Here is a 26,046-nt window from a genome sequence, read left to right as displayed (position 1 = left end):
TTCATATCGGCTGGCTAGCCGTGGCACCAGTCGGGCTTGCGCTGGCCTCGCGGCCACCAGCGCGACGCGCCCAGCCGGACAAGCTCGCCGGCGACATCGCGGCCGTCCAAAGTTACGCGCGCGACGGTGCGATTGTAGTTCCGCCCGAGCCGTGCGAGCCGCACGGTGCGGCCCTGCAGCAGCCCGCGCGCGGTCGCCGTCGCCGCCCGTCCGGCGGCGATCTCGCGCCTGCATTTCGCCTGACCGGGCCGCGTCTCGGGGGCATCGATCCCGGCGATGCGGATGCGCTCGCCGCTCGCCAGCCGGAAGGTGTCTCCGTCGATCACATAGGCGACCGACGCCTGCCGGGGAGGCGCGGCCGCGCCGAGCAGGAGCCTCGCCGAAAGTGCGAGCGTCAGGGCTGCGATCGGCCTCGCGCCGGCCGCCGCACCATTCCCTAGCGCCCGCCCGCGCGCATGCCGATCCACATCCATGACCGGGCCGCTATCGCCCATCGGGCGACGGGACAAGAACGCTTCGTGGCGGCCCCGGGGCCCCTGTCCGGGGACCTCGTTGCCCTTCATCGCGCGTGCCAATGCCCATGCGAACAGGATCGTCCGGGCTGCCCCGCGCCACCGTCTCCGGCTCCGTGGGCGCATGACCTGGAACGGGCGCCGGCCGCGCCAAACCATCGCGCGGCGCGCTTATTTCCCCGCCGGCTTCGCCGGCTCCTCGCGGCCGCTCCGCTCCAAATAAGCGCTGGCGCTCCGGTCCTCCGCTGACGCTGCGGCCCTCGCGGGTTCGCGCCTCCGGCTCGGGCCCGTTCCTCCGGTCCGCCCATCGCCCGGAAACGGTTCGGGCGAGCAACCAAGGAGACGATCAATGCCCGCAATCGGTTATGTCACCCGCGACGGAGAGGGCTTCAAGGGCCAGCTCAAGACGCTCTCGATCCGCACCGAGATCGAGATCCTGCCCAACCGCTCGAAGAGCAGCGACACGCAGCCCGACTATCGCGTTTCGGCCGGCGGCGTCGAGGTCGGGGCGGGCTGGGTCCGGCGCGGCGAGATGTCCGGCAAGGACTATGTCTCGCTGAGCCTCGCCGCCCCCGAGTTCGGGCCGCGCCGGCTCTACGCCAATCTCGGCCGCGCCGCCGGCCAGGACGATGACGACGCCTTCGCCATCATCTGGAACCCGGCCGACTGAGTCGGCAGCGCTCCCGTGCCCACGGCGCGGGAGCGCAAGTCCCCAGAAATGGGGGGGGGGGTCGAAAATGCATGCATCGATTTTCGACCCTGCCGGCGGCGGCGCGCTTGGGCCAGCTTGGGGCCACCGCGGCGATTGGCCGCACGACCCCAGCACCGGACCCGAAATCATGGACGATGACGCCGCCGCGCGGGCCAAGGCCGCGCGCGAATCCTGCCCGTTCCTCACCGCCAAGCAGACCGCCTTCCATCTCGGCATCGCCCGTTCGACGCTGAAGGCGATGCGGCTCGGCGGCAAAGGTCCGCGCTGCCGCCGCCACGGGCGGACCTGGCGCTACCATATCGACGATATCGAGGCCTGGTCGGCCGCGAACGCGCGCGGAGGCGTCCATGGCTGATGCCCGTGACCTGCCGCTGTTCGCCTTCGGTGAGACGCTGCGGCGCGACCGGCGCCGCCGCCGGATGCTTCGCCGCCGCGGCCTCTGGCTTGCGCTCGGTGCCGCCGCGCTCGGCCTCACCATCGCCTTTCCGCCGCGACCGCGCCTGCTCTGGAACGCGAGCGCGAGTGCGCCCGTCGGCCTCTATCGGGTCGGCGCCGAGGCGGCTCCCATGCCCGGCAATCTGGTCGTCGTCTGGCTGCCCGAACCCGCCCGCAGGCTCGCCGCCGAGCGGCGCTACCTCCCGCGCAACGTCCCGGCGATCAAGCACGTCGCCGCGGTCGCGGGCATGCGCGTCTGCGGGATCGGCGCAGCGCTGACGATCGACGGCCATCCCGTCGCCGAACGGCTGGCCGCCGACCGGCTCGGCCGCCCGCTGCCGCGCTGGGAGGGGTGCCGGACGCTGCACGCGGGCGAGCTGCTGCTCCTCAATCCGGCAAGCCCGGCCTCGTTCGACGGGCGCTATTTCGGCGTAAGCCGGACCTCGGACGTGGTCGGGACAGCGCATCCACTCTGGACCTGGCACACCGCGGAGACCGGCGCATGATCCGGCCCCCCGCAGCGCTCTGGGCAGGCGCCGTCCTGCTGCTCGGCATCCCCTCGGCCGCCGCGCCGCAGGCCGACGACACTGCCGAGCGCGGGATTCCGGGCGACGCAGTGGCCCGCTGGCGGCCCTATTCGCGCGAAGCCTCGCAGCGCTTCGGCGTGCCGCTCGACTGGATCGAGCGGGTGATGCGCGCCGAAAGCGGCGGCCGCACGCACTTGGCCGGACGCCCGATCACCAGCCGCGCGGGCGCCATGGGACTCATGCAGATCATGCCCGGAACCTGGGCCGAGCTGCGCGCCCGGCTGGGGCTCGGCGCCGACCCCCACGACCCGCGCGACAACATCCTCGCCGGCACGTTCTATCTGCGGCTCATGTACGAGCGCTTCGGCTATCCGGGCCTGTTCGGCGCCTACAATGCCGGTCCCGGCCGCTATGCCGCCTATCTCGCCTTGGGACGCCCACTACCGAGCGAGACGCGCGCCTATCTCGCCACGGTGACAGGAACAGTGACGGGCACGCCTTCCGGGCCGCTGCCGTCACTTCCACAGCGGCCGCCGCCGGCCTTGTTCGTGGCGCTTCGGACCGGCGGTGCGCCCGCGGAGCCATCGCCGTCGCGCGCGGGTACCCAAGCTTCCGGCAGCCTGTTCGTGTCGCTGTCGTCCGATCGGCCCGATCGATAGACGATCGGGCGGCTCAGTGCGGCCGCGTTCCCAGGAATGCCTTCGTGCGGCTTCGGCCTTCCGCGGCAATGATCGCCTCTTCGGCATGCGCGCATTCGTCGCCGCGCACCGTGCCCTCGCGGCAACCTGCGACGGTTTCGCGCGCCTGATCGAGATTGGCGGCGAAATATTGGGTGGCGCGTGGAGCCGCGACGTCCCCCGCAGCCGGTCCGATGACGGGGCGCACCATGAAGCCAGCCGCAAAGCCGATGGCGAGCGCGACGACTATGATGACGACGGACCTGCCCTGTTTCATGACCGTGAAACTCTGGCTGATGACGATCTGCATTCTACTTAAATTCCATGATATTTCAAAAGCGAAGTCACCGTCAGATCGGACGGATGGAAGCGGCGGCGCACGCATTCACCGGCGGCTCGACTGCGGTGAGGTGGGAGGGCTCGTCTCGGCAAGGCCCAGCATGACGGGCGGCGGAGCGGCTGTGCAAGGCCGGCGGCCCCTCCAATTTTGCTGCGAATTGGAGCGTGCTTCGCACGCGCTTTTGTTCGTCTCGGCGCAACAAAATCGGTTCCTCCGCCGCCGCTGGCGCGGCGCTCCGGCTGCGCCTCCGCGGCCCTGACAGCCGCTCCGCCGCCCGTCGCGCGAGGTCTGTCCTCGATGAGGAGGACTTCAAGCGAAGGAGGCGAACATGACCATGTTTCAACCCATCGGCGTGGCATCGGCGAAGGACACGGATCGCGTGTTGGCGACGCTCGTGGCGGGGCTCGAGATCGAGTTCGGACACGGTGCGGGCGCAGCGCTCGCGCAGCGGTTTCTCGAGGCCGAGGAGAGCGATTTCCTGTGGGATGCGCGTGTGTCGGAGCGCTGGCTTGGGACCTATGAAGGCGCCGATGAGGAAGATTTCGAGCTCGATCGGGTGGCGATCATGGGCCGGTTGGATGGCCGCTGGTTCGTCGCGGTGAGCATCGTCGATGGCGACGGACACGCGCACGGATTGATGGGGCGACGCCATTTCCGGAGCGAACGCGCGGCACGCGAAGCCTTCGCTGTGACGCATTGATCGGCCGCATCGAAGTGCCGGGACAAGGGTGCCGGACAGGCATCCGCGTCCCGGCTTCTTTTTGCCTCGGCTCGGGCGACATCGGCGGGGCGTCGGGATGGCCAAAACGGGCGGAAGAAGGGGTTCAGGCGGGGGTATGCGTCCGGTCGTTGCACGTCAGGCGGCGGCGTGATCATTGAGCGCCCAGTTCCACGGCAGCAGTTCATCGAGTCGGCTGGCCGGATGGCCCTCGACCATGCGGGTGAGCACGTCGCTGAGCCAAGCGTAGGGCTCGACGCTGTTGAGCTTCGCCGTCTCGATCAACGAGCAGATCACGGCCCAGCGATGGCCGCCGCCGTCACTGCCAGCGAACAGATGGTTCTTCCTGCCGAGAGCCACCGGACGGATGGCGCGCTCGACCGGATTGGTGTCGAGTTCGATGCGGCCGTCGTCGAGGAACCGGGTCAAGCCAGTCCAGCGGCCGAGCGCATAGCGGATCGCGTCGGCAAGCGTGCTGCGCGCGGGAACGAGCGCCAGTTGCGCTTCCAGCCAGCCCTTCATCGTCTGGAGATGCGGCCGGGAGAGCGAACGCCGCCACGCCATGCGCTGCGCCGGGGATTGTCCACGCGCCTTCTTCTCGACCTCGTAGAGTGTGGCGATGCGGCGCAGTGCCTCGGCCGCGATCGGCGAGCCGGTCTGCTGCTCGACGTCGTAGAACTTGCGCCGCGTATGCGCCCAGCAGGCGGCGAGCGTCACGTCATCGCGCGCGGCGACGCGCTCGAACCCGGCATAGCCATCGACGTGCAGCACGCCCTCGAAGTGCTGGAGATGCGCGATCGGGCGCTCCGCTTTCCGGTCCGGCGCGAACAGATAGACGGCGGCCGGAGGCGCGGGTCCGTTCCACCCGCGCTGCTCGCGGGCATAGACCCACAGGCGGCCGGTTTTCGTCTTTCCACGCCCCGGATCGAGCACCGGAACCGGCGTGTCGTCGGCGAACAGATGGTCCGATGCGAACACATCGGCGCACAGTTTTTCGTGCAGGGCTTCGAGCCACCAGCACGCGCCGCCGACCCATCCGGCCAGCGTCGAACGGGCCAGATCGACGCCGTGGCGGGCGAAGATCTGCGACTGCCGGTAGAGTGGCGTGTGATCGCAATATTTGCTGACAAGCACCTGGGCGAGCAACGCGGGCGTCGCCAGCCCGCCTGCGATCGGGCGCTCCGGCGCGGCGGCCTGCGCCACCGTTCCGCACGTCCGGCAGGCATATTTGGGCCGGGTGATCCGCACCACGCGAAGCTGCGCGGGCACCCAGTCGAGCATCTCGCTGACGCTCTCGCCGATGCCGTGCAGCGCGCCGCCGCAGTCCGGACAGGCATCGTGATCGGTGTCGATCATCACGTCCTCGCGCGGCAGATGATCGGGCAGCGGCTTGCGATGCGGGCGCGGTTCAACGGTCGCGCCGACGATCACCGGGCGGCTCTCCTCGATACGGCCGATGTCGGCGTCGAGGTCCTCCAGCCCCAGCGCGAGCTGATCGGGATCGAGGCGTTCGGACCTGCGCCCGAACTGCATCCGCTGGAGCTTTTTGATGATCGCCTGGAGCCGCTCGATCTCGCCTTCGCGGTGCTCGACGACGGCCGCCATGTCGCGCACCAACTGGCGCAGAAGCGCCGTATCGGACGGCAGATTGTCGAGATCGAGCCGCATGCCCGATACTACCAGATAGCGCCGCTAAACCCAAGTATTTCCGGCGGATTCAGCGCATTTTCAGCCCGCTTTTTGCGGCTTCCAGACGCGCTCGGGATGACGCCAGTCGATGCCCTCGAGCAGCATCGCGAGCTGCGCCGGCGACAGCGGGATCGTTCCTCCCTCCACGCTCATCCGCGGCCAGACGAAGTAGCCGCGATCGATCCGCTTGCTGAACAGGCACAGCCCCGTGCCGTCCCAGAACAGCAGTTTCACCATGTTCGTCCGCCTGCCCCGGAAGGCGAAGATATGGCCGCAGAACGGGTCCTTCCTGAGCGTTTCCTGGACCAGCGTCGCCAACCCATCGAGGCCCTTCCTCATATCGGTGACGCCCAGCGCCATATGCACTTTCACGTTCGACGGCACGATCATCATGACCGCATCTCCCGCTCTGCAACTTCCCGCCGGACAGCATCGGGATCGGCGTCGATCGGTGCGAACACCCGCCGTCCATCGGCCAGTTCGACCTCCTTCATGCCGTCCGGGCAAGGCAGCAGGCCGGCCAGCAACGACGGCTCTCCGCTGTCGCGCTTCGCACGCCCTTCGATCACCTGCACCGGCGCCAGCGTCATCGGCTTTTCTTGCCCGAGGCCGAACTGGTCGCGCCAGCGGAACAGCACGCTGGTCGAGATTCCATGCCGCCTCCCGACAGAGGAGATGGTCTCGCCATGACGCTCCGCCTCCAGCAGCAGCGCGATCTTTTCCTCGGTGGACCAGCGCCGTCGCCGCGCCCGTTTGGGCGGTCCCGCTTCAGCTTCGATCGCCTCTGTCAAGGCCCGAACGCGCTCCGTTTCCTTAGCACTAGTGCTTGTTTTTGTGCTTATCGGTGGCCGCGCCGACGGATGCAAAAGCGCCCGCCAGTCGATCACGACCTCCTCCGCCTCGATCAGATTGCGCCACCGCTTGAGGCTGTAGGGCGACAGCTGCAGCGCCGAAGAATACTCGCGCAGATGCAGCCCCGACCACTGGCAGGCTTCCACATGCATCGCCCAGAACGCCTGCGTCGCCCGCCGCCGCTTGTCCGGCGAGATCGGGTGGTAGCGCTTTCTACGCTTCAGGTTTCGCTTGGTTTTTTCCTCTTCCCAGTCGGTCAGCTCGCGCCGCCACTTCCTGAATGTATCCACCGTCAGGCGGTGGTGCCGGCAATAGCGCGCTATCGTCAGGCCGCTCTTCCGGTGCGCGTCGACATGCACCTGCCACCATGCCCGCTTCGCCGGATTGTCGAAAACTCGCCGCCGCATCCACTCACCTCGCGTCCAGAAAGGACACGACATGACCTCACCATCAGGAGCGAACAATGTGCGAACATCGGACGGTTACAGGCGGGGAGCCGCGTAAGGCAAGATAAAGCGCCGGCACTGGCCGGCGCACAAGCCATTGCCTGCACATCCTTTTTGCGTCGTTCGAGCGGCACCGTCGCGCGGGCGACGGTGCCGGTGGCGCCGAAGAGCGAGGATTTCCGCGGCCCTCGGCGGCACCGGTTTTCTCGGGAGCCAGGCTGCGGCACACTGCCGGCGGGGCGCGCCGGCAAGGGCCGCCATGTGAGCAGCGACGACGATTTCGAACCCCGTCTCGGGCGGTTGCGCAGCCGCCCTCCGAGGCGCGCGCGCCGCTACCTCCAGCGCGTGCTCGCCGCCACCAACCTGGCGCGCGGCGGGGCGGCTCTTGCCGGGCGGCCGGGCAAGCAGTCCGCCGGCAGCCGCATCGGCCGCGCCGCCGGCGTCGGGCGGCTGCTCGCCAGCCGCGGCCGGCTGAGCGCGCTCGAGCGCCGCCGCGTGGTCATCAAGACTCGCATCGTGCGGCTCGCCGGCAAGGGCGCCGACGCGGCGGCCGCGCACCTGCGCTACCTGCAGCGCGACGGCACCACGCGCGAGGGCGAACGGGGCGCGCTCTACGGCCCGCAAAGCGACGCCGTCGACGCCAAGGATTTCCTCGCCCGCGGTGCCGGCGACCGCCACCAGTTCCGCTTGATCGTCTCGCCCGAGGACGGCGCCCAGTACGACGACCTGAAGCCGCTGGTCCGCCGGCTGATGGCGCGCGCCGAAGCCGACCTCGGGACCCGGCTCGACTGGGTCGCGGTCGATCATTTCAACACCGGCCATCCGCACAGCCACGTCATCGTCCTTGGGCACGACCAGAAGGGCAAGGACCTGGTGATCGCCCCCGACTACCTGACCCGGGGCCTGCGCGAGCGCGCCGCCGAGCTCGTCGAGCTCGACCTCGGTCCGCGCACGACGCGTGAGATCGCGCGTTCCCAGCTCGCCGAGATCAAGGCCGAGCGCCTGACCGCGATCGACCGGCGGCTGGTCCGCCTCGCCGGCGAGGGGCGCATCGTTGCGGCGCGCGCCGACGGCGCGTTCGAGCAGACGCTGCGCGCCGGGCGGCTCGCCAAGCTCGCCCGGCTCGGGCTCGCCGAGGATCTGGGGCAGGGCCGCTGGCAGCTCGCGCCGGACCTGCCCGCGACGCTCGCCCGGATGGGCGAACGCGGCGACATCATCCGCACGATGCAGCGCGCCTTCTCCGCGGCTCGGGTCGAGCGGGCCGCGGCCGACCAGGCGATCTACGGCCCGGCCGTGCCGGACGCGGCGCCGCTCGTCGGACGCGTGCTGGCGCGCGGGCTCGCCGACGAGCATCGCGACCGCCATTATCTGATCGTCGACGGTATCGACGGGCGCAGCCATTATGTCGCGCTCGGGCGCGAGCCGGCGGAGGACGTCGGCGAGGGCTCGGTGGTGCGGGTCGCCCCCAGTCGCGCCGGCGTGCGCGAGGTCGACCGGACAATTGCCGCGGTCGCTGCCGCCAATAGCGGCCGCTACGACATCGACGCGCACCTGGCCCACGACCGCCAGGCCAGCGAGGCATTCGCCCGGAGCCATGTCCGCCGGCTCGAAGCGCTGCGCCGCGGCGGCGTGGCTGTCGAACGCCTACCCGACGGAAGCTGGCGGGTCGCCGCCGACCATCTCGAACGCGTCGAGCGGTTCGAGACGGCGCAGGTGCGCGCGCGTCCGGTCGTGGTCGAGCTGCTCGCGGCCGAACCACTCGAGCGGCTGGCCACGGCGGACGGCGCGACCTGGCTCGACCGTCGGCTACTGAGCCCCGCCGACGCCCCGGCGCGCGAGGCGGGATTCGGAAGCGCCGTGCGCGATGCCGAAGCGCGGCGCCGGCAGTGGCTGGTGGAGGAGGGCCTCGGCAGCGAGCGGGGCGGCGTGTTCGAGCCGCGCCCGGGCTTGATCGAGACGCTGCGCCGGCGCGAGCTGCTGCGCGTCGCCGCGGCGCTGGCGCGCGAGCTCGACCTGCCATTCGTCGAGAGCCATGCCGGCAGCCATGTCGAAGGCACCTACCGGCGCCGCCTCGAACTCACGAGCGGCCGGTTCGCGCTGGTCGAGCGCGCTCATGATTTCACGCTGGTGCCGTGGCGGCCGGTGCTCGAGCCGCACGTCGGGAAGGCCGTGTCGGGAATCCTCCGCACCGAGGGCATCAGCTGGACGATCGGTCGCGGGCGCGGGGGTCCGACGATTTCGTGATCACCCGCGCTTGCGATCAGGCTCGGGCCGAGCCCAATGCACTGGGCTAGAACAGGCTGGGCTGCGCCTCGCGGTCGTGTAGCAGGTGCGGCTTCGCATTCTGTGCCGCTTCGACCGCTCGGCGATAATGGATTGTCCCGTATCGCTCGGCCTCGTCGAAGCCGACCGGTGCGAGCTCTTCGGTCGGGAAACAGGCATCGTAGATCGCGCGCGCGGCTGCGCGCAGGCAAACATCGTGCTGCATGGCATGGCTCCAGATAGATCGAATCGCCGCGAGGGCGCTGAAACAAAAGAATAGAACATTAGCCGAACATGGGGCAAGCGTCTCATGCCGGGCTGGTAAGCTGAACCGCAATGCTCAGCCGCACGCCACCAAGCCTCTCGCGACATCGCGAGAGCGTTGCGGGTGCTCGGTATCCATCTGCTGCTGATACCAACAGCGCGAGGACAATTTCCAACAGAAGAAGTCTTGGAGCCGCTAGCCCTTCGACTCCGGGGATCTTTGCCCCGCGGAGGCCTCCGGTGAGAAACAATTCAATCGATTGCCATACTATGGAGGCGCACATATCGTGCGTAGAGGGGCAATGCGAAGGTTAAAGGGGTGCTTGAAGAGCAGCTTGTAGCGGAGTTCGCAGCAGGGCTCAGGGATGACGCCAACGACCGCCTAAACGAGTTGCCGGCAGATCTGCCGCTGGCAGCCGAGACGGCGTTGACCGAAGTAATTCTCGGGTATCTGGAAGAGGCCGGCTCGATTGCCGGTCATGATCTATGCCCACACGAGGATGTCGGACTTCACCGGCCTTGCCGAGTGATCGCCTATTCCCTCCCGGAAGATTCCGTCAGATTGGAACTGTTCACTACCCTGGGACTTAGCAGCGAGCCCGTCCTGGCGCGACGGGACATTGGCCGTCTGTCAGGATGGGCGGCGCGGTTTTTCGAGTATGCGGCCAAGGGCGATCATGCCCGTTTCGAGAACAGTCCCGCAGCCCTTGAGGCGGCGACGCTCATACAAAGCGAGTTGTCGCGCATCGAGGAAGTTCGCATCAACGTGCTTACCGATGCCCGCGTGCGGGACCGGGCAGTGGAGGACATTACTGTCCAGGGCCGGCCGGTCGAAACCGAGGTATGGGATATCGAACGCCTCTACCGCGCGACCGGCGAGGACGTGACGCGCGATCGGATCGAAATCGACTTCGCAAAGCTGCTCGGCCGGCCCCTCGCATGCCTGGAAATGAAGCCCCGCCCCACAGAGTACGAGACCTATCTCGTCATCCTGCCCGGAAAACTGATCTACGATCTGTTCGACCAGTATGGGCCGCGTCTCTTCGAGTTCAACGTGCGCTCGTTCCTGCAGGCCAAGGGTGCCGTGAACCGTGGAATCCAGCGCACCATCAAGGAAGAGCCGGGACGGTTCCTTGCCTACAATAACGGACTGACAGCCACTGCTGACGAGATTGAGGTGTCGTCCTGGCACGGGGAAACAGTCATTAGCCGGCTACGAGGACTCCAGATCGTCAACGGCGCGCAGACGACAGCCTCCATCCATCGTGCTCTCAAGGTCGACAAGTTGTCGCTGGACGAGGTGGCAGTCTCCATGAAGCTAACCCTCGTGCCGCCGGAGAGGCTTGAAGAGTTCGTGCCGCTCATCGCCCGCTTCGCCAACACGCAGAACCCGATCCAGGTGGCGGACCTTTCCGCCAGCGACCGCTTTCACCAGCAGTTCGAGGCCCTGTCAGAATCGGTCTGGCCGCCCGGCGAGGAAAGCCGCTGGTTCTACGAGAGGGCGCGAGGCTCCTATCAGATGGCGCGCAACAGGCACGGATCGACACCTGCCCGTCGTCGCGAGTTCGATAGGACGTGCCCACGCAGCCAGCACTTCGGAAAGACGGACCTTGCGAAGTACCTGATGGCTTGGTGGGGCAGCCCCCAGATTGTCAGTCGCGGCGCGCAAAAGAACTATGCGACGTTTATGTTCGGCCTTCGCGAGCGGCTTGGAGAGGACTGGATCCCCGACAAGGATTTCTTCCGCCTGACCATCGCGAAAGCGCTCCTCTTCAAGGCTGCACAGGGAGTGGTCCGCCGGGCTCGCCTCCAGTCATACGGAGCCAATGTGGTCGCGTACATGATCGCGCTCCTTGCCGCGCATCATGGCGACAAGATCGATCTGGAGCGCTTGTGGGAGGCGCAGCGGGTTTCCGGCGACATGGAAGCGCTGTTCGCCATGTGGGCCCCGCTGATCCATGCGGAAATCGTGGCGAGCGCCGGTAGTCGCAACGTCACCGAATGGTGCAAGAAGGACGATTGCTGGACAGAGATCGGCGCCCTCAACCTCCCTCTGCCGCCAGATCTGCCACCCGAATTTCGCGACTCCACACCGGCAGCGAAGCAGCTCAATGGCGGCGGGGACGACAGTGCTTCGGAAGACGAGCTGATTGCGGAATGCACGGACCTGGATGGTGCCACATGGGCCAGGATCATGGCGTGGGCAGCGTCCTCGCCCGACGTTGACGACTATGATCGCAAGGTAGTCCACACCCTGAGCGGCTATGCGATGAATGGATGGATGAAGCCCCCATCATTCAAGCAGGCGGTGCGCGGCAGTCGCGTCCTGAACGCTGCGCGCAGTGCTGGCGTGGCGGTATGAAGCCGGACGCTTAATAATCCGGCCGTATCCCGCCACGACGTCCCGGCTTCGGCTTCGCCGTGCGTCTTCCCGGTTTGAGCGTTTCGGTATCGCCGCCGTCTGGTTGCTTGTTCGGCTTGCGGAGATTCGTCCGTATTGCGTCGCTGTTCGCCTGCCTACGGGCATCTGGCTTCCAGGTCTGCGCCTCCTGGATGAAATCCTCATCCCCGATGGCTTCGCTGACGAGGTCTGCGTCAAATTTCACCTGAACCAGGAGGGGGAAACGCACTGCCTGTCCGGACACGATTCCCTGCCCGCGGCCGAATGCCTGCAGGATGTTGGCATCTGCTTCCGATAGGTTTTCCATCACGGATCGCACGAAGCTCTTGTCGCGCGGATTGACCAGACGAAGCACGAGGAAGCTGTTGCACTGCGCAAGCGTTGTCTCGTCCAGCCGCGACGGCCGTTGGGAGATCAGGATCAAGCCAGTGCCGAACTTACGGCCCTCGGTAATCACTTTCCTGATCGTGGGTAGTGATGGCGTCTCGTCGGTGCCCTCTTGACGGCTCGGAATGAAATTGTGCGCCTCCTCGACTACCGCCTGAAACGGTGGGATGACTCCGGAAAGGGTGGATCGGTGGCCAAAGAGCGCCTCCAGGACCATGCTGACGATGGCCGACTGATTGAGATGATCGTAGCCGGCGAGGTAGAAAATCGAGACAGTTCCTGGCGCGACGATCTCGTCAGGAGCATCGGAAGGATCGGGCATCTCCTCGAAATCATAGCTGGCGAAGCGAGGCTGACTGCGCAGTCTATGATTGTTCGACTCCATCTGCTCTAGGTTGGCCAGGACGAATTCGAGTGATCTCTTGACCACGTTCATTGTGCCGGTGCGCGTGTCCGCCAGATCTTCGGAGAGGTCCTGGCCGTCCTTACGCCTTTTTTTCGCCGCCACCGCCTCGGCGTGGTCGATCATCTTCCGAAGGAAGCTGGCTGCCGTCTCGCCGTCCGTGAGCTTCGCATTGTTGAGCAGATAGAGATAGAACTGCTGCTGGGGATCGGTGAGTTTCTTCCCCATCTTGTCGATCAGATCGGAGATGATGCCGAGATTGTCCTGGCGAACGCGGATAACTGGATAGAGCACCCGGACCCGAGCGTTCGGGAAGCGGACACGCTTCTCGTAGAAGCCGAGATAGTCGCCGTGCGGATCGAAGATCACGAGCGGATATCTCAGCTCGATCAGCTCGCGGATGATACGCCGCGCGGCCACAGTCTTGCCACCGCCCGTCATTGCCAGGATGGCCAGATGCCTGGACACGATGTCGCGTGCCGACAGGCTGACCTCGACGTCGCCACGGGCAATGAGACTGCCGACCAGCAGCTTGGCGGGAGGGGGATCGGTTCGATCGTCGTCGCCCGTCAGCAGACGGCGCACTGCGTCGGCTGGCGGATAAAGCACCTCCGCGGAAGGCTTGACCGGGTAGGTCAAGGGAGAAAGCTGGGCGGCGCCGGGATCGTTGCCGAACGTCGTGCCGAGGATCAGAACCTCGGCTTCGAGGTGGTCCCGGCTGCCGGAAAGCACCGTATCGAGAAAGCGGATGTTCTCGTTCGCCAGCTCCTGCGCCGCCTCGGCCGGGAAGAAGGGATTGAAGCGATCGATGGATGTGATCCGGCCCCACACCGTCGCAATCTCGCGACGGCTGGCTGACGCGACAGGCACCTCGACACGGGTCGCGACTATGTCGCCAAGCTTGCCTTCCAGGTTCCGGAGAATGAAGGTATAGCGCCCTGTGGACGCCTCGCCCACCACGGTTCCAATGCGCGGCCATTCTTCCCGCCGCAGCTCAGATTTCGCCCCTGCCATCTGCCCCCCTTCGGTCCTCTCACACGCTCGGCCGGAACAGCCAGTCCCGCCCCTTGGCGGCCAGCACCCTCTTTGCGAAGGCGACCGTCCTCGGGTCGCCGCTCTCAATCGCCCGCCTCAGAAGCACGATCTGGTGCTGGCCCTTCACACCGCGGCTCAGCCAAGCCGGCACCTTGGCGAAACGATCAACGATGTCGAGACCAACCGGGAAGCCATAGGACGGCAGCAGACGGCTGGTATGGAAGATCAGAGCCAGCAGATCGTCGAACCCGCGGATGTCCTCGAACGCCTCGACGCGGAACGGCATCACCATTGCCGATGGCTTGATGTAGGTGGTGAATGCGTCGGGATAATCGCGGATCTTCCTCTTCCAGTCCTCCGGCCACTTGTTCTCCGGTCCCTGCCGCATGACAGGGATCGGCGCGACATACTCTCCGTCGCCAAGCACCACGTCGAGCAGCGAGGCATCGTTGAGGCCGTATGACAGAATCTGCCGCTCCAGCTCGCGCGCGTCCTTTTCCTTCAGCACCTTGGCGTCCTGAAGCCGATCCAAAAGGCGCCGAAGGAAGACGGGATCGCGACCGATGGATCGCTCCACTGCGCCGACCACTGGCGTGCCAGTCTGGCGGAGGCGCTCCAGAACCGTAAGATAGAGGGCGACGAACTGGCGATCACGCTCATCGCCGTCCCATTCCTCGTCGTCCAACAGCGTCCGGCAGGCACCGCGTCCGAAGGAGGGGAAATCCTCCAGTCCATAGGGCGCGACTGGGTTGACTAGGGGCCCATGCAGAATGACGGCGTCCACCCTGTCCTCGCCAGTGGTCTTCGCGAGACGGTAGCCGGCAGCCACCTCGCTCACCATGCGCGCGGCGTCACGCAGCTTCGCCACGTCGAGAAAATCGCTTTCGAACAGGAATCCGGAATCGCTGAACAGGTCGTCGACGAGCGCCAGCTCGATATTGAACTGCTCCCGCCTGTCCGACTCGTCCCCTGGCCGCACGATGTAGGAGCCGACGCGGATGCCGATCGGTGCTGCCGAAGGCAGCTCGATGTTGGCGACCCCGCCATCCACAAATGCAAATGTCTTGCCGCGGAGGCCCGACCAATAGGCGTTGGGTGCATAGTCAATGCGGCGCAGCAGATCGTTGTTTTCCAGAAGCGCACGGACGCTTCCAGCGATTCCCGAGAGATTCTCGACAAAATCGGTGTGTGCCTGATCGGACTGCTGCCGGGTAACGTGCAGCATATTCGCCAGGAACTCGCCCTGGCTGATACGCGCCTCTATCCGGTCCCTGATACCCGCTTCAGCCAATACATCCCCCTGGAAACAGTCTAGTATGCTTCCATGAGAGCGCAACATATCTCCACCGAACCGGACGGTGAATCGTTTCCGTCCCAACGGGCGGCCCCCGCAGAGACGAAGGGCCGGGAAGCGACGTCACCCACGCGTCAGCATCGGGGCGACTTCATGAGTCCAGCGACCCGCAGTGCCGTCATGAGCCGCATACGCGGTCGTGACACCGGTCCGGAGCGAACGGTCCAGGCTATGCTTGAGGCGCTGGGCCTGGAATTCGAAACACATGTCCGGTCTCTCCCCGGCAGGCCGGACTTCGTGTTGCGACAGCATTCGCTCTGCATCTTTGTCGATGGCGATTTCTGGCACGGGTGGCGCTTCGAGACATGGCGGATGAAGCTTTCGGAGAAATGGGAAGCGAAGATCGCGGCGACCCGGCGCCGCGACGACCGCAACCGACGCCTCTTGCGTCAGGCGGGGTGGCAGGTGCTTCGGATATGGGAGCACCGGGTCCGCGAGCGCCCGGGTAGCTGTCGCCGCAGCATCCTCCTGCGGGTCAAGAGAGGGTTGCCGTTTGGTGCCGAGCCTGGCAACGTCGCAGCCGAAGAGACTTGACACAGGGAAATTCAGGGGGATGTGTGAGCAATATCAAGGGATTGGACCTATTTTGCGGAGCCGGCGGTAGCAGCCTCGGCGCCCGCGCCGCTGGCGTGGAAATGGTCGGAGCCGTCGATGCCTGGGACATCGCTGCGGAAACCTACAAGGATAATTTCCCCCATGCCGAGGTGATCACCACCCGTCTTGATGACAACAGCGGTGCCGGGCTGTTCTCGAAAGTTGACTCGGTCGATCTGCTCATAGCCTCTCCCGAATGCACGCATCATTCCATTGCCCGTGGCGCCAAGCCCCGGTGCGAAAGCAGTCGCCGATCGGGTTGGTATGTCATGCCTTTCGTTCGGGCATATGAGCCGCGCTGGATCGTTCTGGAGAACGTCTCCGGCATGCGGCGCTGGGACGGGTACAAGGAACTGATCAACGAACTTGGAGAGCACTATCATCTGCGCGCCCAGATGCTGGATGCGGCGAATTTCGGTGTGCCTCAGACCCGCAAGCGTCTCTTCATTCTCGGCGACCGCCTCCGCAAGCCGGCCAAAATTCTAGGGGGGCAGCCCTGTCCAGATGCTATGACCATTCTTGATGATCCTTCAGCATGGAAGGCTCGGCCCGTTTCCGATGGCCATCTATCCGAGAATACGATTGCACGCATTAAACGCGGGATGGCCGAGCTGGGAGAGCGCGAGGATTTTCTGGTGGTCTACTACGGCTCAGACCGCGCGGGCGGATGGCAACCGCTGGATCGACCCATACGGACCCTGACCACGCTCGATCGCTTCGGGCTCGTTCGCTGGGTGGATGGTGTCGCGACATTCCGGATGCTGCAGGTATCGGAACTCCGGCGGGCAATGGGTTATCCGGAAGGGGCGAAGCTGGAACGTGGATCCCGGCGTGATCGCGTGAAGCTGCTCGGGAATGGAGTCTGCCCGCCGGTCATGCAGACGGTGGTGGAGTCGTTGACGCATCAGGCAGCCGAGAAACTAGGCTCGTCATCGAAGGCCCGTGTTGGCGGCCGCCAGATAGCGATTGCAGCATAGTTCGGCCCCGCTGATGCGCGTCTTTGGTCCGGATGAGGCTGCGGCGGCCGATCTCCTGGTCGACGCAATCTACCAGGGTGGCCGCCGCGGCGGCGCGGGGGACGATCCCTTGCCGAGGCTTGTCGGGGTCAGCACCGGAGGGGGCTTCCGCTACAGGGGCAGGATCGACCGCCTGGAGCTTGTCGTTCTGACATCGAACAAACGCGATCCCGACTGGCCCGATGCTCTAGATCGGGAAACCGGCGTCTACACCTACTATGGCGATAATAAGGTTCCGGGCCGGGCGCTTCACGCGACACCACGCTTCGGCAATGCGCTGCTCCAGCGCATATTCGAGGATGCAAATGCCGGTGAGGAAGGACGCCAAAAGGTCCCCCCGGTGCTGGTGTTCACTTCGGCCGGCGAATGGCGTGACGTGATCTTTCTCGGTCTGGCCGTGCCAGGGGTCGCCGGGCAACGTCCGGCAGAAGACCTCGTCGCAGTCTGGCGCACCAGGGACGAAAGCCGTTTCCAGAACTACAGGGCGCGCTTCACCATTCTTCGGACGGAGAGCGTGGCGCGGTCCTGGATTCAAAGCATCATAGCCGGTCAATCGGATGCATCCCTGGCTCCGCCAGTATGGACGACCTGGGTCGAAACCGGCCGGGTGATTCCTCTTCTGGCTCCGCGCACGATTCAGCATCGCCGACGCGCTGAGCAGCTTCCTTCCGATCCTGTCGGGAAGGAAGTGATCGCGGTCATTCACGCTTTCTTCGCCGAGGATCCGCACGGTTTCGAGCAATGCGCTGCCGAGCTGGCGCGGATGATGCTGCCCGACATCGCCAGCCTCGATCTCACCAGGAGATCGCGGGACGGCGGCCGCGACGGCATCGGGCAGATGCGGATCGGTACAGGGGCAAGCGCCATCCTTGTCGATTTCGCGCTGGAGGCAAAGTGCTACGCGACATCGCATGCCGTGGGCGTTCGGGAGATGTCGCGGCTGATTTCACGGCTCCGTCACCGGCAGTTCGGCATTCTCGTCACGACGAGTTGCGTTGACGAGCAGGCATACAAGGAAATCAAGGAGGACGAACATCCCATCCTGGTGATCGCCGCGGGCGATATCGTTCGCCTGCTTAAGGACACCGGCTACGGGACACCGACCGCGGTCAGATCATGGCTCGAACGATCCTTCCCGTCTTCTCTATAGTCGAATGCCCAATGTGCTAGGATCCCTGCGCGAACGGGCTCGAATATCTTCCGCCAACTTCAGACATTTTGACCTTGTTTCTGCTGAGCAGCAGAGACGAGAGAACTATGATTGTCGGCTCAGCACCAACGAGCGTCAGCGGAAATTCTAGGTGTCCGACGGCCCCGGAAGTTGAGAACCGCGCTTGAGAACGCGCGCCGATAACGGCCATCCGGCGCCGCCGAACGGCCAATGATAGCCGGCGGGCGGCTGATCCGACAACCTGTGCTTGCCAAGAGACTCTCGGTCGCCGAAGATTCCGGGCGATGAGAAGGGATGTCAATCACCTGCCGGCGGTTCAACAGGGCGAGCTGGAACGCGTCCAGCGCGTGCTGATGGAGGAGTTCGCCGAGGCGATCTCGAAGGCGACGACGCCGAGCCGGAAGAACGGCAAGATCCTCAAGATCATCCTGTTCGGCTCATACGCGCGGACCGACTGGGTCGATGAGCCCGAGAATGGATACCAGTCCGATTTCGACCTGCTCGTGGTAGTCAACCACGAGGACCTCACTGACATCGCCCACTACTGGTATGTCGCCGAGGACCGCATCCTGCGCGACGCCGAGATCGGGCGGCCGGTCAACATCATCGTCCATTCGCTCGACGAGGTGAACCAATCGCTGAAGCGCGGTGAGTATTTCTGGGTCGACATCGCCCGGGATGGGATAATCCTCTACGAGCTGCCCTGCCATCCGCTGGCGACGCCGATGCCGCTCACCTCGGCCGACGCCTATCAGATGGCCAATGCCTATTTCGAGGAGTGGCTGGATAAGGTCGACAGCGCGTTGATGGGCGCTGAGTTCTACATCGAAAAAGGAAAGCTGAAGGACGCGGCGTTCACGTTGCACCAAGCCACCGAGCGCGCCTACATCTGCTTCCTGCTGGTGCGGACGCTCTATTTCCCACGGTCGCACAACATCAAATTCCTGCGCTCGCTTGCCGAGGACAGCGAGCCGCGGCTGATCGAAGCCTGGCCGCGCGAGCGTCGGATCGACCGCCGGCGCTTCCAGTTGCTCAAGCGTGCATATGTCGAGGCGCGCTATTCCACTGCCTATGAGATCAGCGTCGAGGAACTGAACGCCATTCTCGAAAGTGTGCGCACCCTCCGGGACCTCGTCGAAGAGGTCTCGCGCGAAAGGCTCGACGAACTGCGGTCTGGCGCCGGGCTATAGCAACTGCGCTTCGCCAAAGACGCGAGTTGGTGCGTTCAGACTGGCAGCCTTCGAACTGGGATGCGCGATTGCGGCCATTCACTACCGTATCGGCCGCCCAGCGAACTCTACCGCTGCTCTAGGCAGACCAGAATAGTCACACCGATTCCAACAGCCAGCGCCCTGCTCCAGCGAGTGATGTCGGTCGGCGCACCGGCCACTCGGGGAGAACTATTGCGGAACAAAAGTACTGGCGAACTTCGTTCGATCGGTTACGCATTGGCCGATGGGGGCTGTAACGAATCTAGCCGGACTTTCGAGCGATGACTTCGCGCGACGCTTCGCGCTGCGGCCGGGTCAATTGATGTGGCTGCTCGGCGCGGGCGCGTCGGTGTCGGCGGGCATTCCGAGCGCCTGGGACATGATCTGGCAGTTCAAGCAGACTTTGTTCGTCGCCCAGCGCAAGGCCTCACCGCAGAGCGTCGCCGACCTGGGTAATCCAGCCATCCGCGCGCTGCTGGACTCGCACGTGGCGAGTTCCGAGCAGCTGCCGCCGCCGGGGTCTCCGGACGAATACGCCGCGCTGTTTGAAGCGACCTATCCGGTGGAGCGCGACCGCGCGACCTTCATCCAGGGGATGGTTAGCGGCGCGAAGCTGACCTATGGCCATCTTGCCCTCGCGGCGCTCCTCAAGGCGGGCCACGCCCGGCTCGTGTGGACGACCAATTTCGACCACCTGATCGAAGACGCCTGCGCGAAAACCTACGGCACGACCGGCACGCTGAGCGTTGTCGCACTCGACGCGCCGGAATTGGCGGGGCAACTGATCGGTGCACAAAAATGGCCAATCGCGGTGAAGCTGCACGGCGACTTCCGCTCGCGCCGGCTCAAGAACACGACAGATGAGCTGCGCCAGCAGGACGCCGCGCTTCGTCAGCAGCTTGTGGACGCTTGCCGACGCGCCGGCCTCGTCGTCGCTGGCTATAGCGGGCGCGACGATTCGGTGATGGATGCGCTCGAGGCGGCGCTCGACCAGCCGGGCGCCTATCCGGGCGGGCTGTTCTGGCTGCATCGCGGTGACGGTCCGCCGCTCGAACGTGTCAGCCGGCTGTTGCAGCGCGCGAGCGCCGCGGGTGCTGAATGCGGACTGGTGCGGATCGAGAGCTTCGACGAGATGCTGCGCGATCTTGTGCGGCTGCTCCCCGCGCTCGACACGTCCGCGCTCGACGCCCTGGCAACCGGGCGATCACGCGTGTCGGGCGCCCCCGAGCCGTCGGGCAGTCGGGGCTGGCCCCTCATTCGCCTCAACGCGCTCGCCGTCACAATCCCAGCCAATTGCCGCAAGCTCGTTTGCACGATCGACGGCATCGCGGCGGTGCGCGCGGCGGTCGCCGAGGCCGGCGCGCGCCTGATCGTGACGCGGACCCAGGCGGGCGTGCTCGGTTTCGGCAGCGATGCGGAGTTTCGGCGGGTATTCGACCCATTCGGGATCACCGCTTTCGATCTTGCCACGTTCGAGCACCGGCGCCTGCGCTATGAGTCGGGCGAGCGGGGCCTTCTGCGTGACGCGTTGGTGGAAGCGCTGTGCGCCGCGAAAAATGTCCGTTCGATCCGCCGCCGCAACGCCGATCTGCTCGTGCCTGTCGATCCCGCGGATACCGCATGGGACGGGCTCCGTGCGATCACACGGCAAGTGACCGGCACCGTGCCCAAGCACCCGGACCTGCACTGGCACGAAGGCGTCGCGGTCCGCCTCGACTGGGCGGACGGTCGGCTCTGGCTGCTGCTCGATCCCAAGATAGTGTTCGAGGGCGTGACCGAGGAAACCAAGGCGATCACAGCCGACTTTGCGCGCGAGCGGACGGTGAAACGCTACAATCGCGACCTCGACCGGCTAATCGATTTCTGGGCGAAGCACCTCGCGAGCGACGCGCTGCCGGCGCTTTCGATCGGCGACGGAATCGATGCGCGCTTTGCGGTTGGCCAGAACACGGCCTTTTCCAAGTTGATGCAGCCATGACGAGCGAGATCGCGCCGACCATCTGGTATCCCGAAGCCGAGCTGGTATTCCATCCCGAACGGACCAGCGAGCGCGACATCCATCCGTTGCGCGGACTCAAGCGCTTCGGTCCGCATTCGCGCGGCTTGGTGCAATCGCCGATCCGGGTTGCGACCCTGGCGCCGGCCGGCGAGTCCGAACGCTTGTTCACGTTCATGCGCGAGCTGAGCCAGAGCGTGCGCCCGGTCGAGCGCACCGACTATCTGCCCGACTGGCCGGGCTTCAACACCGTGTTCGACATGCGCATGACGGCTGCCGCCAAGAAGTGCCGCGTTGAGCTGGATGGATCCTTCGAAAGCGAGATGGCTCAATCGGCGATGCCGCATGTGCTGCTCGCCGAGCAGCTCGTGCGTGCGATCCAGCCGCTCGAGGCGTTCCGCACCGAGTTCGACGTCCTGTTCATCTATCTGCCCCAACGCTGGGAGCGCGGCTTCTATGGCTCCGGCGACGATTTCGACCTTCACGACCATCTCAAAGCCTATACGGCTGCGCGGGGGATGCCGATCCAGATCGTGCGCGAGGACAAGGCGCTCGCCTATCGCTGCCGCGCGAGCGTGATGTGGCGGGTCGGGCTCGCGCTTTACGCTAAGGCCGGCGGCGTCCCGTGGAAGCTTGCCGATGTCGATCCGGACACCGCCTATATCGGCATTTCGTATGCGGTGCGCTCGAACGGCGCCGACAAACCGCGCTTTGTGACCTGCTGCAGCCAAGTGTTCGACGCGGAGGGCGCCGGCCTCGAGTTCATCGCCTACGACACCGCCGACGTACAGGTGCAGCGCGACAATCCCTTCCTGTCGCAGGCCGAGATGTTCCGAGTTATCACGCGGTCGATGGCGCTTTATCGCCACCGGCATGGCGGGCGCTCGCCGCGCCGGGTGATGGTCCATAAGTCGACCGAGTTCAAGGACGCCGAAGTGCTCGGCTGTTTCGAGGCGCTGCCGCTGTGCGAGGCGGTCGATCTGATTCAGGTAGTCGAGGATGTGGGCTGGCGCGGTGCGCGGTGGGAGCGCGATCAGGCCAATCCAAGAGGCAAGGCGGCAGCGTTTCCGGTCAGGCGCGGCTCACTGATCGGGCTTGGCGAGCGCGAGGCGTTGTTGTGGATGCACGGCGCGGTCGAGAGCCTGGGGCCGAAGACCTACTTCCAGGGGCAGCGCGGCACGCCGCGTCCGATCCGGCTCGTCCGTCATGCAGGGCACGGCACCTGGGACGACAGCGCCCGCGCGGCGCTCGCGCTGTCCAAGATGAACTGGAACAATGACGGGCTCTATGACCCACTGCCGGTGACGATGAGCTATGCCAAGGTGCTCGCGCGCGTGCTGAAGCGCATGACGAACCTCGGTAGCACACCCTATCAGTTCCGATTCTTCATGTAGCGAGACTTCTCTCGCTTCCTCTCGCCGCCCCGTCAGCTTCTGGGATCCTGCGCTGCTCGATGAACGGCAGAACTGGCCACAAAATCGCCGCTCGCACAGAACGAACTGGGCTTGATCTAGGCCATACCTGACCCATCAAGGCCCATCAGCGCCATTCTCTTTTCAAGCACTTAGGCGGACTTTGAGGCCCTCCGGATCGACCGTCGTCGACCGGCGGGAGCCTGGACGTGACGCCTACAAAGCTGCTCATCGGACAGATAATCGTCGTCTTCGCGATCGTGCTCGCGGGGCTGTGGGCCGCGACGCAGTGGGCGGCCGCCATGCTCGCCTACCAGCCCGAACTCGGCCCGGCCTGGTTCCATGTCGGACGCCTGCCAGTCTACCGGCCGTGGGCGCTGTTCCCCTGGTGGTATCACTTTGACGCCTATGCGCCGCATGTGTTCGACCGCGCCGGCACGCTGGCGGCGGCGAGCGGGTTCATCGGCTGCGGCGCGGCGATCTTCGGATCGCTCTGGCGCGCGCGGCAGGCACACTTCGTCACGACGTATGGCTCCGCGCGCTGGGCGACGCAGAAGGAAATCCAGCGCGCCGGATTGCTGCGCGACGCCGGCGTCATGCTCGGCCGTCTCGGGGGGCGCTATCTTCGCCATGACGGCCCCGAGCACGTCATGGCGTTCGCGCCCACCCGCTCGGGCAAGGGCGTCGGTCTCGTCGTGCCTACTCTGCTCAGCTGGACCGGCTCGGCCGTCATCCACGACATCAAGGGCGAGAACTGGCAGCTGACCGCCGGCTGGCGCGCGCGCTTCTCGCACGCTCTCCTCTTCAATCCCACCGACGCGCGCTCGGCCAGCTACAATCCGTTGCTCGAGGTCCGCCGCGGTCCGAACGAGGTCCGCGACGTCCAGAACATCGCCGACATCCTGGTCGATCCGGAAGGCGCGCTCGAACGCCGCAACCATTGGGAGAAGACCAGCCATTCGCTGCTGGTCGGTGCGATCCTCCACATCCTCTACGCCGAGGAGGAGAAGACGCTCGCTCGCGTCGCGACTTTCCTCTCCGATCCCCAGCGGCCGTTCGTCGCCACGCTGCGGCGGATGATGACCACCAACCACCTTGGCACCGACGAGCATCCTTGCGTGCATCCCGTCGTCGCCTCCGCTGCCCGCGAGCTCCTCAACAAGAGCGAGAACGAGCGCTCCGGCGTCCTGTCCACCGCGATGAGCTTCCTCGGTCTCTACCGCGATCCCACGGTCGCAGAGGTCACGTCGCGCTGCGACTGGCGCATCGCCGACCTCATCGAGGGGGAGCGGCCGCTCTCGCTATACCTGGTCATCCCGCCGTCGGACATCAGCCGCACCAAGCCGCTCGTGCGCCTGGTCCTCAACCAGATCGGCCGCCGCCTGACCGAGCGCCTGGATCAATTCGGCTCCGAGCGGCGGCACAGGCTGCTGATGATGCTCGACGAATTTCCCGCGCTCGGGCGGCTCGACTTCTTCGAGACGAGCCTCGCCTTCATGGCCGGCTACGGCATCCGCGCCTTCCTGATCGCGCAGTCGCTGAACCAGATCGAGAAGGCCTATGGCGAGCACAACTCGATCCTCGACAACTGCCATGTCCGCGTCGCGTTCGCGACCAACGACGAGCGCACCGCCAAGCGCATTTCCGACGCGCTTGGCACCGCAACCGAGCAGCGCGCGATGCGCAACTATGCCGGCCACCGGCTCGCGCCCTGGCTCGCCCATGTCATGGTGAGCCGCCAGGAGACGGCGCGCGCGCTGCTGACGCCCGGCGAAATCATGCAGCTCCCGCCACAGGACGAGCTGGTGCTCGTCTCGGGAATGGCGCCGATCCGCGCGCGCAAGCTGCGCCATTTTGCCGATTGCAACTTCACCAGCCGCGTCGCGCCGCCACCGGCGCTGCCTGACGGCCGCTATGCCGACCGGCCCGACGCCCGCGCCGACGACTGGAGCGGGATCGTCCGCGGCCAAGATGCACGTCTCGGCAGATCGGACGCGGTGGAGGAGCCGGCCGAAGACGGGGGCCTCGAGCAGCAGCGCCACCCCGGCCTGCCGGAACAGTCGGCGCCGCAGCCGGAAACTGCACCCGATCCGGTCCTGGCGCTCGCCGACGAGGACGATGTCACAGCCGACCAGCGCGCGATGGACCAGACGCGCGGGCTCACCGCCGTCGCCCGCGGATACGCCCTCAACGAGGGCAGCGACCGCGATCTCGTGCCGGGGATCTGAGCCATGAAGGTCCGCCAGAACCTCTATATCGACCGCGAGCTCAGCGACGCACTCGAGGCGCTCGCCGCCGGCACGGTGGGCAACAAGTCGCGGCTCGTGAACGACGCGCTCGCCGACTGGCTGTCCCGGCGCGGCGCCAAGGAAATCGACGACCTCCTCAAGCTCCGCCTCGACCGCATCACGCGCGAGATCGAGCATGCGCGGCGCGACATCGAGGTCCTGCTTGAGAGCCTGTCGCTCTTCGTCCGCTACCAGCTGATGGTGACCGCGCCGCTGCCGGACGCCGATGCGGCTGCCGTGGCCGTCGGCCGCGACCGCTTCGAGAAGTTCGTGGCGCAGGTCGGCCGCCAGCTTGCCGCCGGCAAGCGCACGATCGGCCACGATCCGGACACGGGAGGTGCGGCATGAGCGGCGGACCCGATACCGTGTCCGAAGGCCGGCGCCGCGCCATGCTGCGCACGGCGATGGGGCCGACGATCGCGGCGGCGCTCGCCGACCCGCTGGTGCTCGAGGTGATGGTGAACCCCGACGGGGCGCTCCGGCTCGACCGCCTCGGCGAGGGACGCACCGACACGCTGGTCCGCTTCGACCCCGCGCAGGTCGAGCGGATCATCCGGCTGGTCGCCTCGCACGCGCGCACGGAGGTTCATGCCGACCGGCCGATCGTGTCGGCCGAGCTTCCGCCGCACGGCGAGGGGGCCGGCGAGCGCTTCGAGGGGCTGCTGCCGCCGGTCTCGCTCGGCCCCTGCTTCTCGATCCGCAAGCCCGCGACCCGGCTCTACACGCTGATGGACTATGTGACGGACGGCATCATGTCGGCCGACGCGGCGCGCTTGCTGTCGCTCGCCGTCGTCGAGCGCCGCAACATCCTGATCGCCGGCGGCACCAGCTCGGGCAAGACCACGCTCGCCAACGCGCTGCTGGCCGAGATGGCGCATCTCGACGAGCGCGTGCTGCTGATCGAGGACACCCGCGAACTCCAGTCGCCCGCGGCCGATACCGTCGCGCTGCGCACCCGCCCCGGCAGCGTCTCGATGGCCGACCTCGTCCGCTCGACGCTGCGCCTGCGGCCGGACCGGATCATCGTCGGCGAGGTGCGCGGTCCCGAGGCGCTCGACATGCTCAAGGCCTGGAACACCGGCCACCCGGGCGGGATCGCCACGGTCCATGCCAACAGTGCCGCCGCCGCGCTCTACCGCGTGGAGCAGCTGGTCCAGGAGGCGGTGGTCACCGTGCCGCGGCGGCTGATCGCCGAAGCCATCGATATCGTCGTGTTCATCGCCGGACGCGGCACCGGCCGGCGGATCGAGACGATCGCGCGGCTCGCGGGCCTCGATCCGGACGGCAACTACGGCCTCGCCGACCTCACGCCCCCTCCCGAACCCCCGATCCATGGAGACTGAC

General features: G+C 66.3%; 24 protein-coding genes. 16 read left to right on the top strand and 8 right to left on the bottom strand.

Going from position 1 to position 26,046, the window contains the following annotated elements:
* Positions 1–14 precede the first annotated feature (14 nt).
* Positions 15–473 (bottom strand): thermonuclease family protein, encoded by a 459-nt coding sequence (locus tag FRZ32_RS07300; protein WP_192901881.1) that lies wholly within the window; start codon positions 471–473, stop codon positions 15–17.
* Positions 474–861: 388 nt separating this feature from the next.
* On the opposite strand from FRZ32_RS07300, the gene FRZ32_RS07295 reads away from it, so the two are divergent.
* The 4 genes from FRZ32_RS07295 (at position 862) to FRZ32_RS07280 (ending at position 2,845) form a co-directional block, all read left to right on the top strand.
* On the top strand, positions 862–1,182 hold the full coding sequence (locus FRZ32_RS07295) for a DUF736 domain-containing protein (RefSeq protein WP_066491190.1): 321 nt from the start codon (positions 862–864) through the stop codon (positions 1,180–1,182).
* Positions 1,183–1,351: 169 nt separating this feature from the next.
* Positions 1,352–1,579: a helix-turn-helix transcriptional regulator gene (locus tag FRZ32_RS07290; RefSeq protein WP_147042888.1), complete on the top strand. Its 228-nt coding sequence runs from the start codon at positions 1,352–1,354 to the stop codon at positions 1,577–1,579.
* Positions 1,572–2,165, top strand: coding sequence for a S26 family signal peptidase (locus tag FRZ32_RS07285; RefSeq protein WP_147042887.1), 594 nt, complete (start codon positions 1,572–1,574; stop codon positions 2,163–2,165). The genes FRZ32_RS07290 and FRZ32_RS07285 overlap by 8 nt, the downstream gene beginning before the upstream one ends.
* Positions 2,162–2,845, top strand: coding sequence for a lytic transglycosylase domain-containing protein (locus FRZ32_RS07280; protein ID WP_147042886.1), 684 nt, complete (start codon positions 2,162–2,164; stop codon positions 2,843–2,845). Before FRZ32_RS07285 ends, FRZ32_RS07280 begins: the two co-directional genes overlap by 4 nt.
* 13 nt (positions 2,846–2,858) lie before the next feature.
* Here FRZ32_RS07280 and FRZ32_RS07275 read toward each other — a convergent pair whose 3' ends face one another.
* Positions 2,859–3,173 carry a hypothetical protein gene (locus FRZ32_RS07275; protein WP_341536578.1) on the bottom strand — a complete coding sequence of 105 codons (315 nt, stop codon included), beginning with the start codon at positions 3,171–3,173 and terminating at the stop codon, positions 2,859–2,861.
* A gap of 382 nt (positions 3,174–3,555) precedes the next feature.
* On the opposite strand from FRZ32_RS07275, the gene FRZ32_RS07270 reads away from it, so the two are divergent.
* A complete protein-coding gene (locus FRZ32_RS07270; RefSeq protein WP_243445221.1) occupies positions 3,556–3,903 on the top strand; it encodes a hypothetical protein in 348 nt (115 codons plus the stop codon).
* A 156-nt stretch (positions 3,904–4,059) separates the two neighbouring features.
* Here FRZ32_RS07270 and tnpC read toward each other — a convergent pair whose 3' ends face one another.
* From tnpC to tnpA, 3 genes are read right to left on the bottom strand one after another with little or no spacing between them, the layout of a single operon-like run.
* The gene (gene tnpC, locus FRZ32_RS07265) at positions 4,060–5,589 is read right to left on the bottom strand and encodes an IS66 family transposase (protein ID WP_129609374.1); all 1,530 of its coding nucleotides are present in this window, start codon (positions 5,587–5,589) and stop codon (positions 4,060–4,062) included.
* A 60-nt stretch (positions 5,590–5,649) separates the two neighbouring features.
* Positions 5,650–6,000 carry an IS66 family insertion sequence element accessory protein TnpB gene (gene tnpB / locus FRZ32_RS07260; protein WP_345172649.1) on the bottom strand — a complete coding sequence of 117 codons (351 nt, stop codon included), beginning with the start codon at positions 5,998–6,000 and terminating at the stop codon, positions 5,650–5,652.
* The gene (gene tnpA, locus FRZ32_RS07255; protein WP_129609376.1) at positions 6,000–6,869 is read right to left on the bottom strand and encodes an IS66 family insertion sequence element accessory protein TnpA; all 870 of its coding nucleotides are present in this window, start codon (positions 6,867–6,869) and stop codon (positions 6,000–6,002) included. The genes tnpB and tnpA overlap by 1 nt, the downstream gene beginning before the upstream one ends.
* 300 nt (positions 6,870–7,169) lie before the next feature.
* Here tnpA and rlxS point away from each other — a divergent pair, with 300 nt between their 5' ends.
* The gene (gene rlxS, locus FRZ32_RS07250; RefSeq protein WP_243445220.1) at positions 7,170–9,152 is read left to right on the top strand and encodes a relaxase/mobilization nuclease RlxS; all 1,983 of its coding nucleotides are present in this window, start codon (positions 7,170–7,172) and stop codon (positions 9,150–9,152) included.
* A gap of 46 nt (positions 9,153–9,198) precedes the next feature.
* Here rlxS and FRZ32_RS07245 read toward each other — a convergent pair whose 3' ends face one another.
* Entirely contained in the window at positions 9,199–9,396 is a 198-nt protein-coding gene (locus FRZ32_RS07245; RefSeq protein WP_147042883.1) for a hypothetical protein, read from the bottom strand.
* 357 nt (positions 9,397–9,753) lie between these two features.
* Here FRZ32_RS07245 and FRZ32_RS07240 point away from each other — a divergent pair, with 357 nt between their 5' ends.
* The gene (locus FRZ32_RS07240; protein WP_147042882.1) at positions 9,754–11,796 is read left to right on the top strand and encodes an AIPR family protein; all 2,043 of its coding nucleotides are present in this window, start codon (positions 9,754–9,756) and stop codon (positions 11,794–11,796) included.
* Positions 11,797–11,806: 10 nt separating this feature from the next.
* Here FRZ32_RS07240 and FRZ32_RS07235 read toward each other — a convergent pair whose 3' ends face one another.
* Together FRZ32_RS07235 and FRZ32_RS07230 are read right to left on the bottom strand one after the other, a co-directional pair.
* Entirely contained in the window at positions 11,807–13,639 is a 1,833-nt protein-coding gene (locus FRZ32_RS07235) for an ATP-binding protein (protein WP_147042881.1), read from the bottom strand.
* Positions 13,640–13,658: 19 nt separating this feature from the next.
* Entirely contained in the window at positions 13,659–14,951 is a 1,293-nt protein-coding gene (locus tag FRZ32_RS07230; protein ID WP_158635862.1) for a DNA double-strand break repair nuclease NurA, read from the bottom strand.
* A gap of 33 nt (positions 14,952–14,984) precedes the next feature.
* Here FRZ32_RS07230 and FRZ32_RS07225 point away from each other — a divergent pair, with 33 nt between their 5' ends.
* The 9 genes from FRZ32_RS07225 to trbB all read left to right on the top strand — a co-directional run bounded on the left by FRZ32_RS07225 (position 14,985) and on the right by trbB (position 26,045).
* A complete protein-coding gene (locus FRZ32_RS07225; RefSeq protein ID WP_147042879.1) occupies positions 14,985–15,548 on the top strand; it encodes a very short patch repair endonuclease in 564 nt (187 codons plus the stop codon).
* Between the two features lie 23 nt (positions 15,549–15,571).
* Positions 15,572–16,585 carry a DNA cytosine methyltransferase gene (locus FRZ32_RS07220; RefSeq protein ID WP_158635861.1) on the top strand — a complete coding sequence of 338 codons (1,014 nt, stop codon included), beginning with the start codon at positions 15,572–15,574 and terminating at the stop codon, positions 16,583–16,585.
* A 13-nt stretch (positions 16,586–16,598) separates the two neighbouring features.
* Complete coding sequence (locus tag FRZ32_RS07215) at positions 16,599–17,774, top strand: restriction endonuclease (RefSeq protein WP_147042877.1); 1,176 nt, start codon at positions 16,599–16,601, stop codon at positions 17,772–17,774.
* A 374-nt stretch (positions 17,775–18,148) separates the two neighbouring features.
* Positions 18,149–18,985 (top strand): HEPN domain-containing protein, encoded by an 837-nt coding sequence (locus tag FRZ32_RS07210; protein WP_243445219.1) that lies wholly within the window; start codon positions 18,149–18,151, stop codon positions 18,983–18,985.
* Positions 18,986–19,328: 343 nt separating this feature from the next.
* Positions 19,329–20,984: an SIR2 family protein gene (locus tag FRZ32_RS07205; protein WP_205008247.1), complete on the top strand. Its 1,656-nt coding sequence runs from the start codon at positions 19,329–19,331 to the stop codon at positions 20,982–20,984.
* The gene (locus FRZ32_RS07200; protein WP_147042874.1) at positions 20,981–22,396 is read left to right on the top strand and encodes an argonaute/piwi family protein; all 1,416 of its coding nucleotides are present in this window, start codon (positions 20,981–20,983) and stop codon (positions 22,394–22,396) included. The genes FRZ32_RS07205 and FRZ32_RS07200 overlap by 4 nt, the downstream gene beginning before the upstream one ends.
* Positions 22,397–22,623: 227 nt before the next feature.
* Positions 22,624–24,642, top strand: a complete 2,019-nt coding sequence (locus FRZ32_RS07195; RefSeq protein ID WP_147042873.1) for a conjugal transfer protein TraG — start codon at positions 22,624–22,626, stop codon at positions 24,640–24,642.
* Between the two features lie 3 nt (positions 24,643–24,645).
* Complete coding sequence (locus tag FRZ32_RS07190) at positions 24,646–25,050, top strand: CopG family transcriptional regulator (RefSeq protein WP_147042872.1); 405 nt, start codon at positions 24,646–24,648, stop codon at positions 25,048–25,050.
* Positions 25,047–26,045 (top strand): P-type conjugative transfer ATPase TrbB, encoded by a 999-nt coding sequence (gene trbB, locus FRZ32_RS07185; protein ID WP_147042871.1) that lies wholly within the window; start codon positions 25,047–25,049, stop codon positions 26,043–26,045. Before FRZ32_RS07190 ends, trbB begins: the two co-directional genes overlap by 4 nt.
* Position 26,046: the final 1 nt, after the last annotated feature.

Source organism: Sphingosinicella ginsenosidimutans (assembly GCF_007995055.1).
Taxonomy (GTDB): domain Bacteria; phylum Pseudomonadota; class Alphaproteobacteria; order Sphingomonadales; family Sphingomonadaceae; genus Allosphingosinicella; species Allosphingosinicella ginsenosidimutans.
Note: the sequence above shows the minus strand (reverse complement) of the source record. Positions and strands in the feature narration are given on the sequence as shown.

Coding starts and splice junctions, on each gene's coding strand:
- FRZ32_RS07200 (WP_147042874.1), top strand. CDS start 20,981: ATGACGAGCGAGATCGCGCCGACCATCTGGTATCCCGAAGCCGAGCTG.
- tnpC (WP_129609374.1), bottom strand. CDS start 5,589: ATGCGGCTCGATCTCGACAATCTGCCGTCCGATACGGCGCTTCTGCGC.
- FRZ32_RS07205 (WP_205008247.1), top strand. CDS start 19,329: ATGTGGCTGCTCGGCGCGGGCGCGTCGGTGTCGGCGGGCATTCCGAGC.
- FRZ32_RS07275 (WP_341536578.1), bottom strand. CDS start 3,173: ATGCAGATCGTCATCAGCCAGAGTTTCACGGTCATGAAACAGGGCAGG.
- FRZ32_RS07225 (WP_147042879.1), top strand. CDS start 14,985: ATGAGAGCGCAACATATCTCCACCGAACCGGACGGTGAATCGTTTCCG.
- FRZ32_RS07285 (WP_147042887.1), top strand. CDS start 1,572: ATGGCTGATGCCCGTGACCTGCCGCTGTTCGCCTTCGGTGAGACGCTG.
- FRZ32_RS07190 (WP_147042872.1), top strand. CDS start 24,646: ATGAAGGTCCGCCAGAACCTCTATATCGACCGCGAGCTCAGCGACGCA.
- FRZ32_RS07210 (WP_243445219.1), top strand. CDS start 18,149: ATGGAGGAGTTCGCCGAGGCGATCTCGAAGGCGACGACGCCGAGCCGG.
- tnpA (WP_129609376.1), bottom strand. CDS start 6,869: ATGCGGCGGCGAGTTTTCGACAATCCGGCGAAGCGGGCATGGTGGCAG.
- FRZ32_RS07215 (WP_147042877.1), top strand. CDS start 16,599: ATGCGCGTCTTTGGTCCGGATGAGGCTGCGGCGGCCGATCTCCTGGTC.
- FRZ32_RS07245 (WP_147042883.1), bottom strand. CDS start 9,396: ATGCAGCACGATGTTTGCCTGCGCGCAGCCGCGCGCGCGATCTACGAT.
- FRZ32_RS07295 (WP_066491190.1), top strand. CDS start 862: ATGCCCGCAATCGGTTATGTCACCCGCGACGGAGAGGGCTTCAAGGGC.
- FRZ32_RS07290 (WP_147042888.1), top strand. CDS start 1,352: ATGGACGATGACGCCGCCGCGCGGGCCAAGGCCGCGCGCGAATCCTGC.
- FRZ32_RS07235 (WP_147042881.1), bottom strand. CDS start 13,639: ATGGCAGGGGCGAAATCTGAGCTGCGGCGGGAAGAATGGCCGCGCATT.
- trbB (WP_147042871.1), top strand. CDS start 25,047: ATGAGCGGCGGACCCGATACCGTGTCCGAAGGCCGGCGCCGCGCCATG.
- FRZ32_RS07280 (WP_147042886.1), top strand. CDS start 2,162: ATGATCCGGCCCCCCGCAGCGCTCTGGGCAGGCGCCGTCCTGCTGCTC.
- tnpB (WP_345172649.1), bottom strand. CDS start 6,000: ATGATCGTGCCGTCGAACGTGAAAGTGCATATGGCGCTGGGCGTCACC.
- FRZ32_RS07300 (WP_192901881.1), bottom strand. CDS start 473: ATGGATGTGGATCGGCATGCGCGCGGGCGGGCGCTAGGGAATGGTGCG.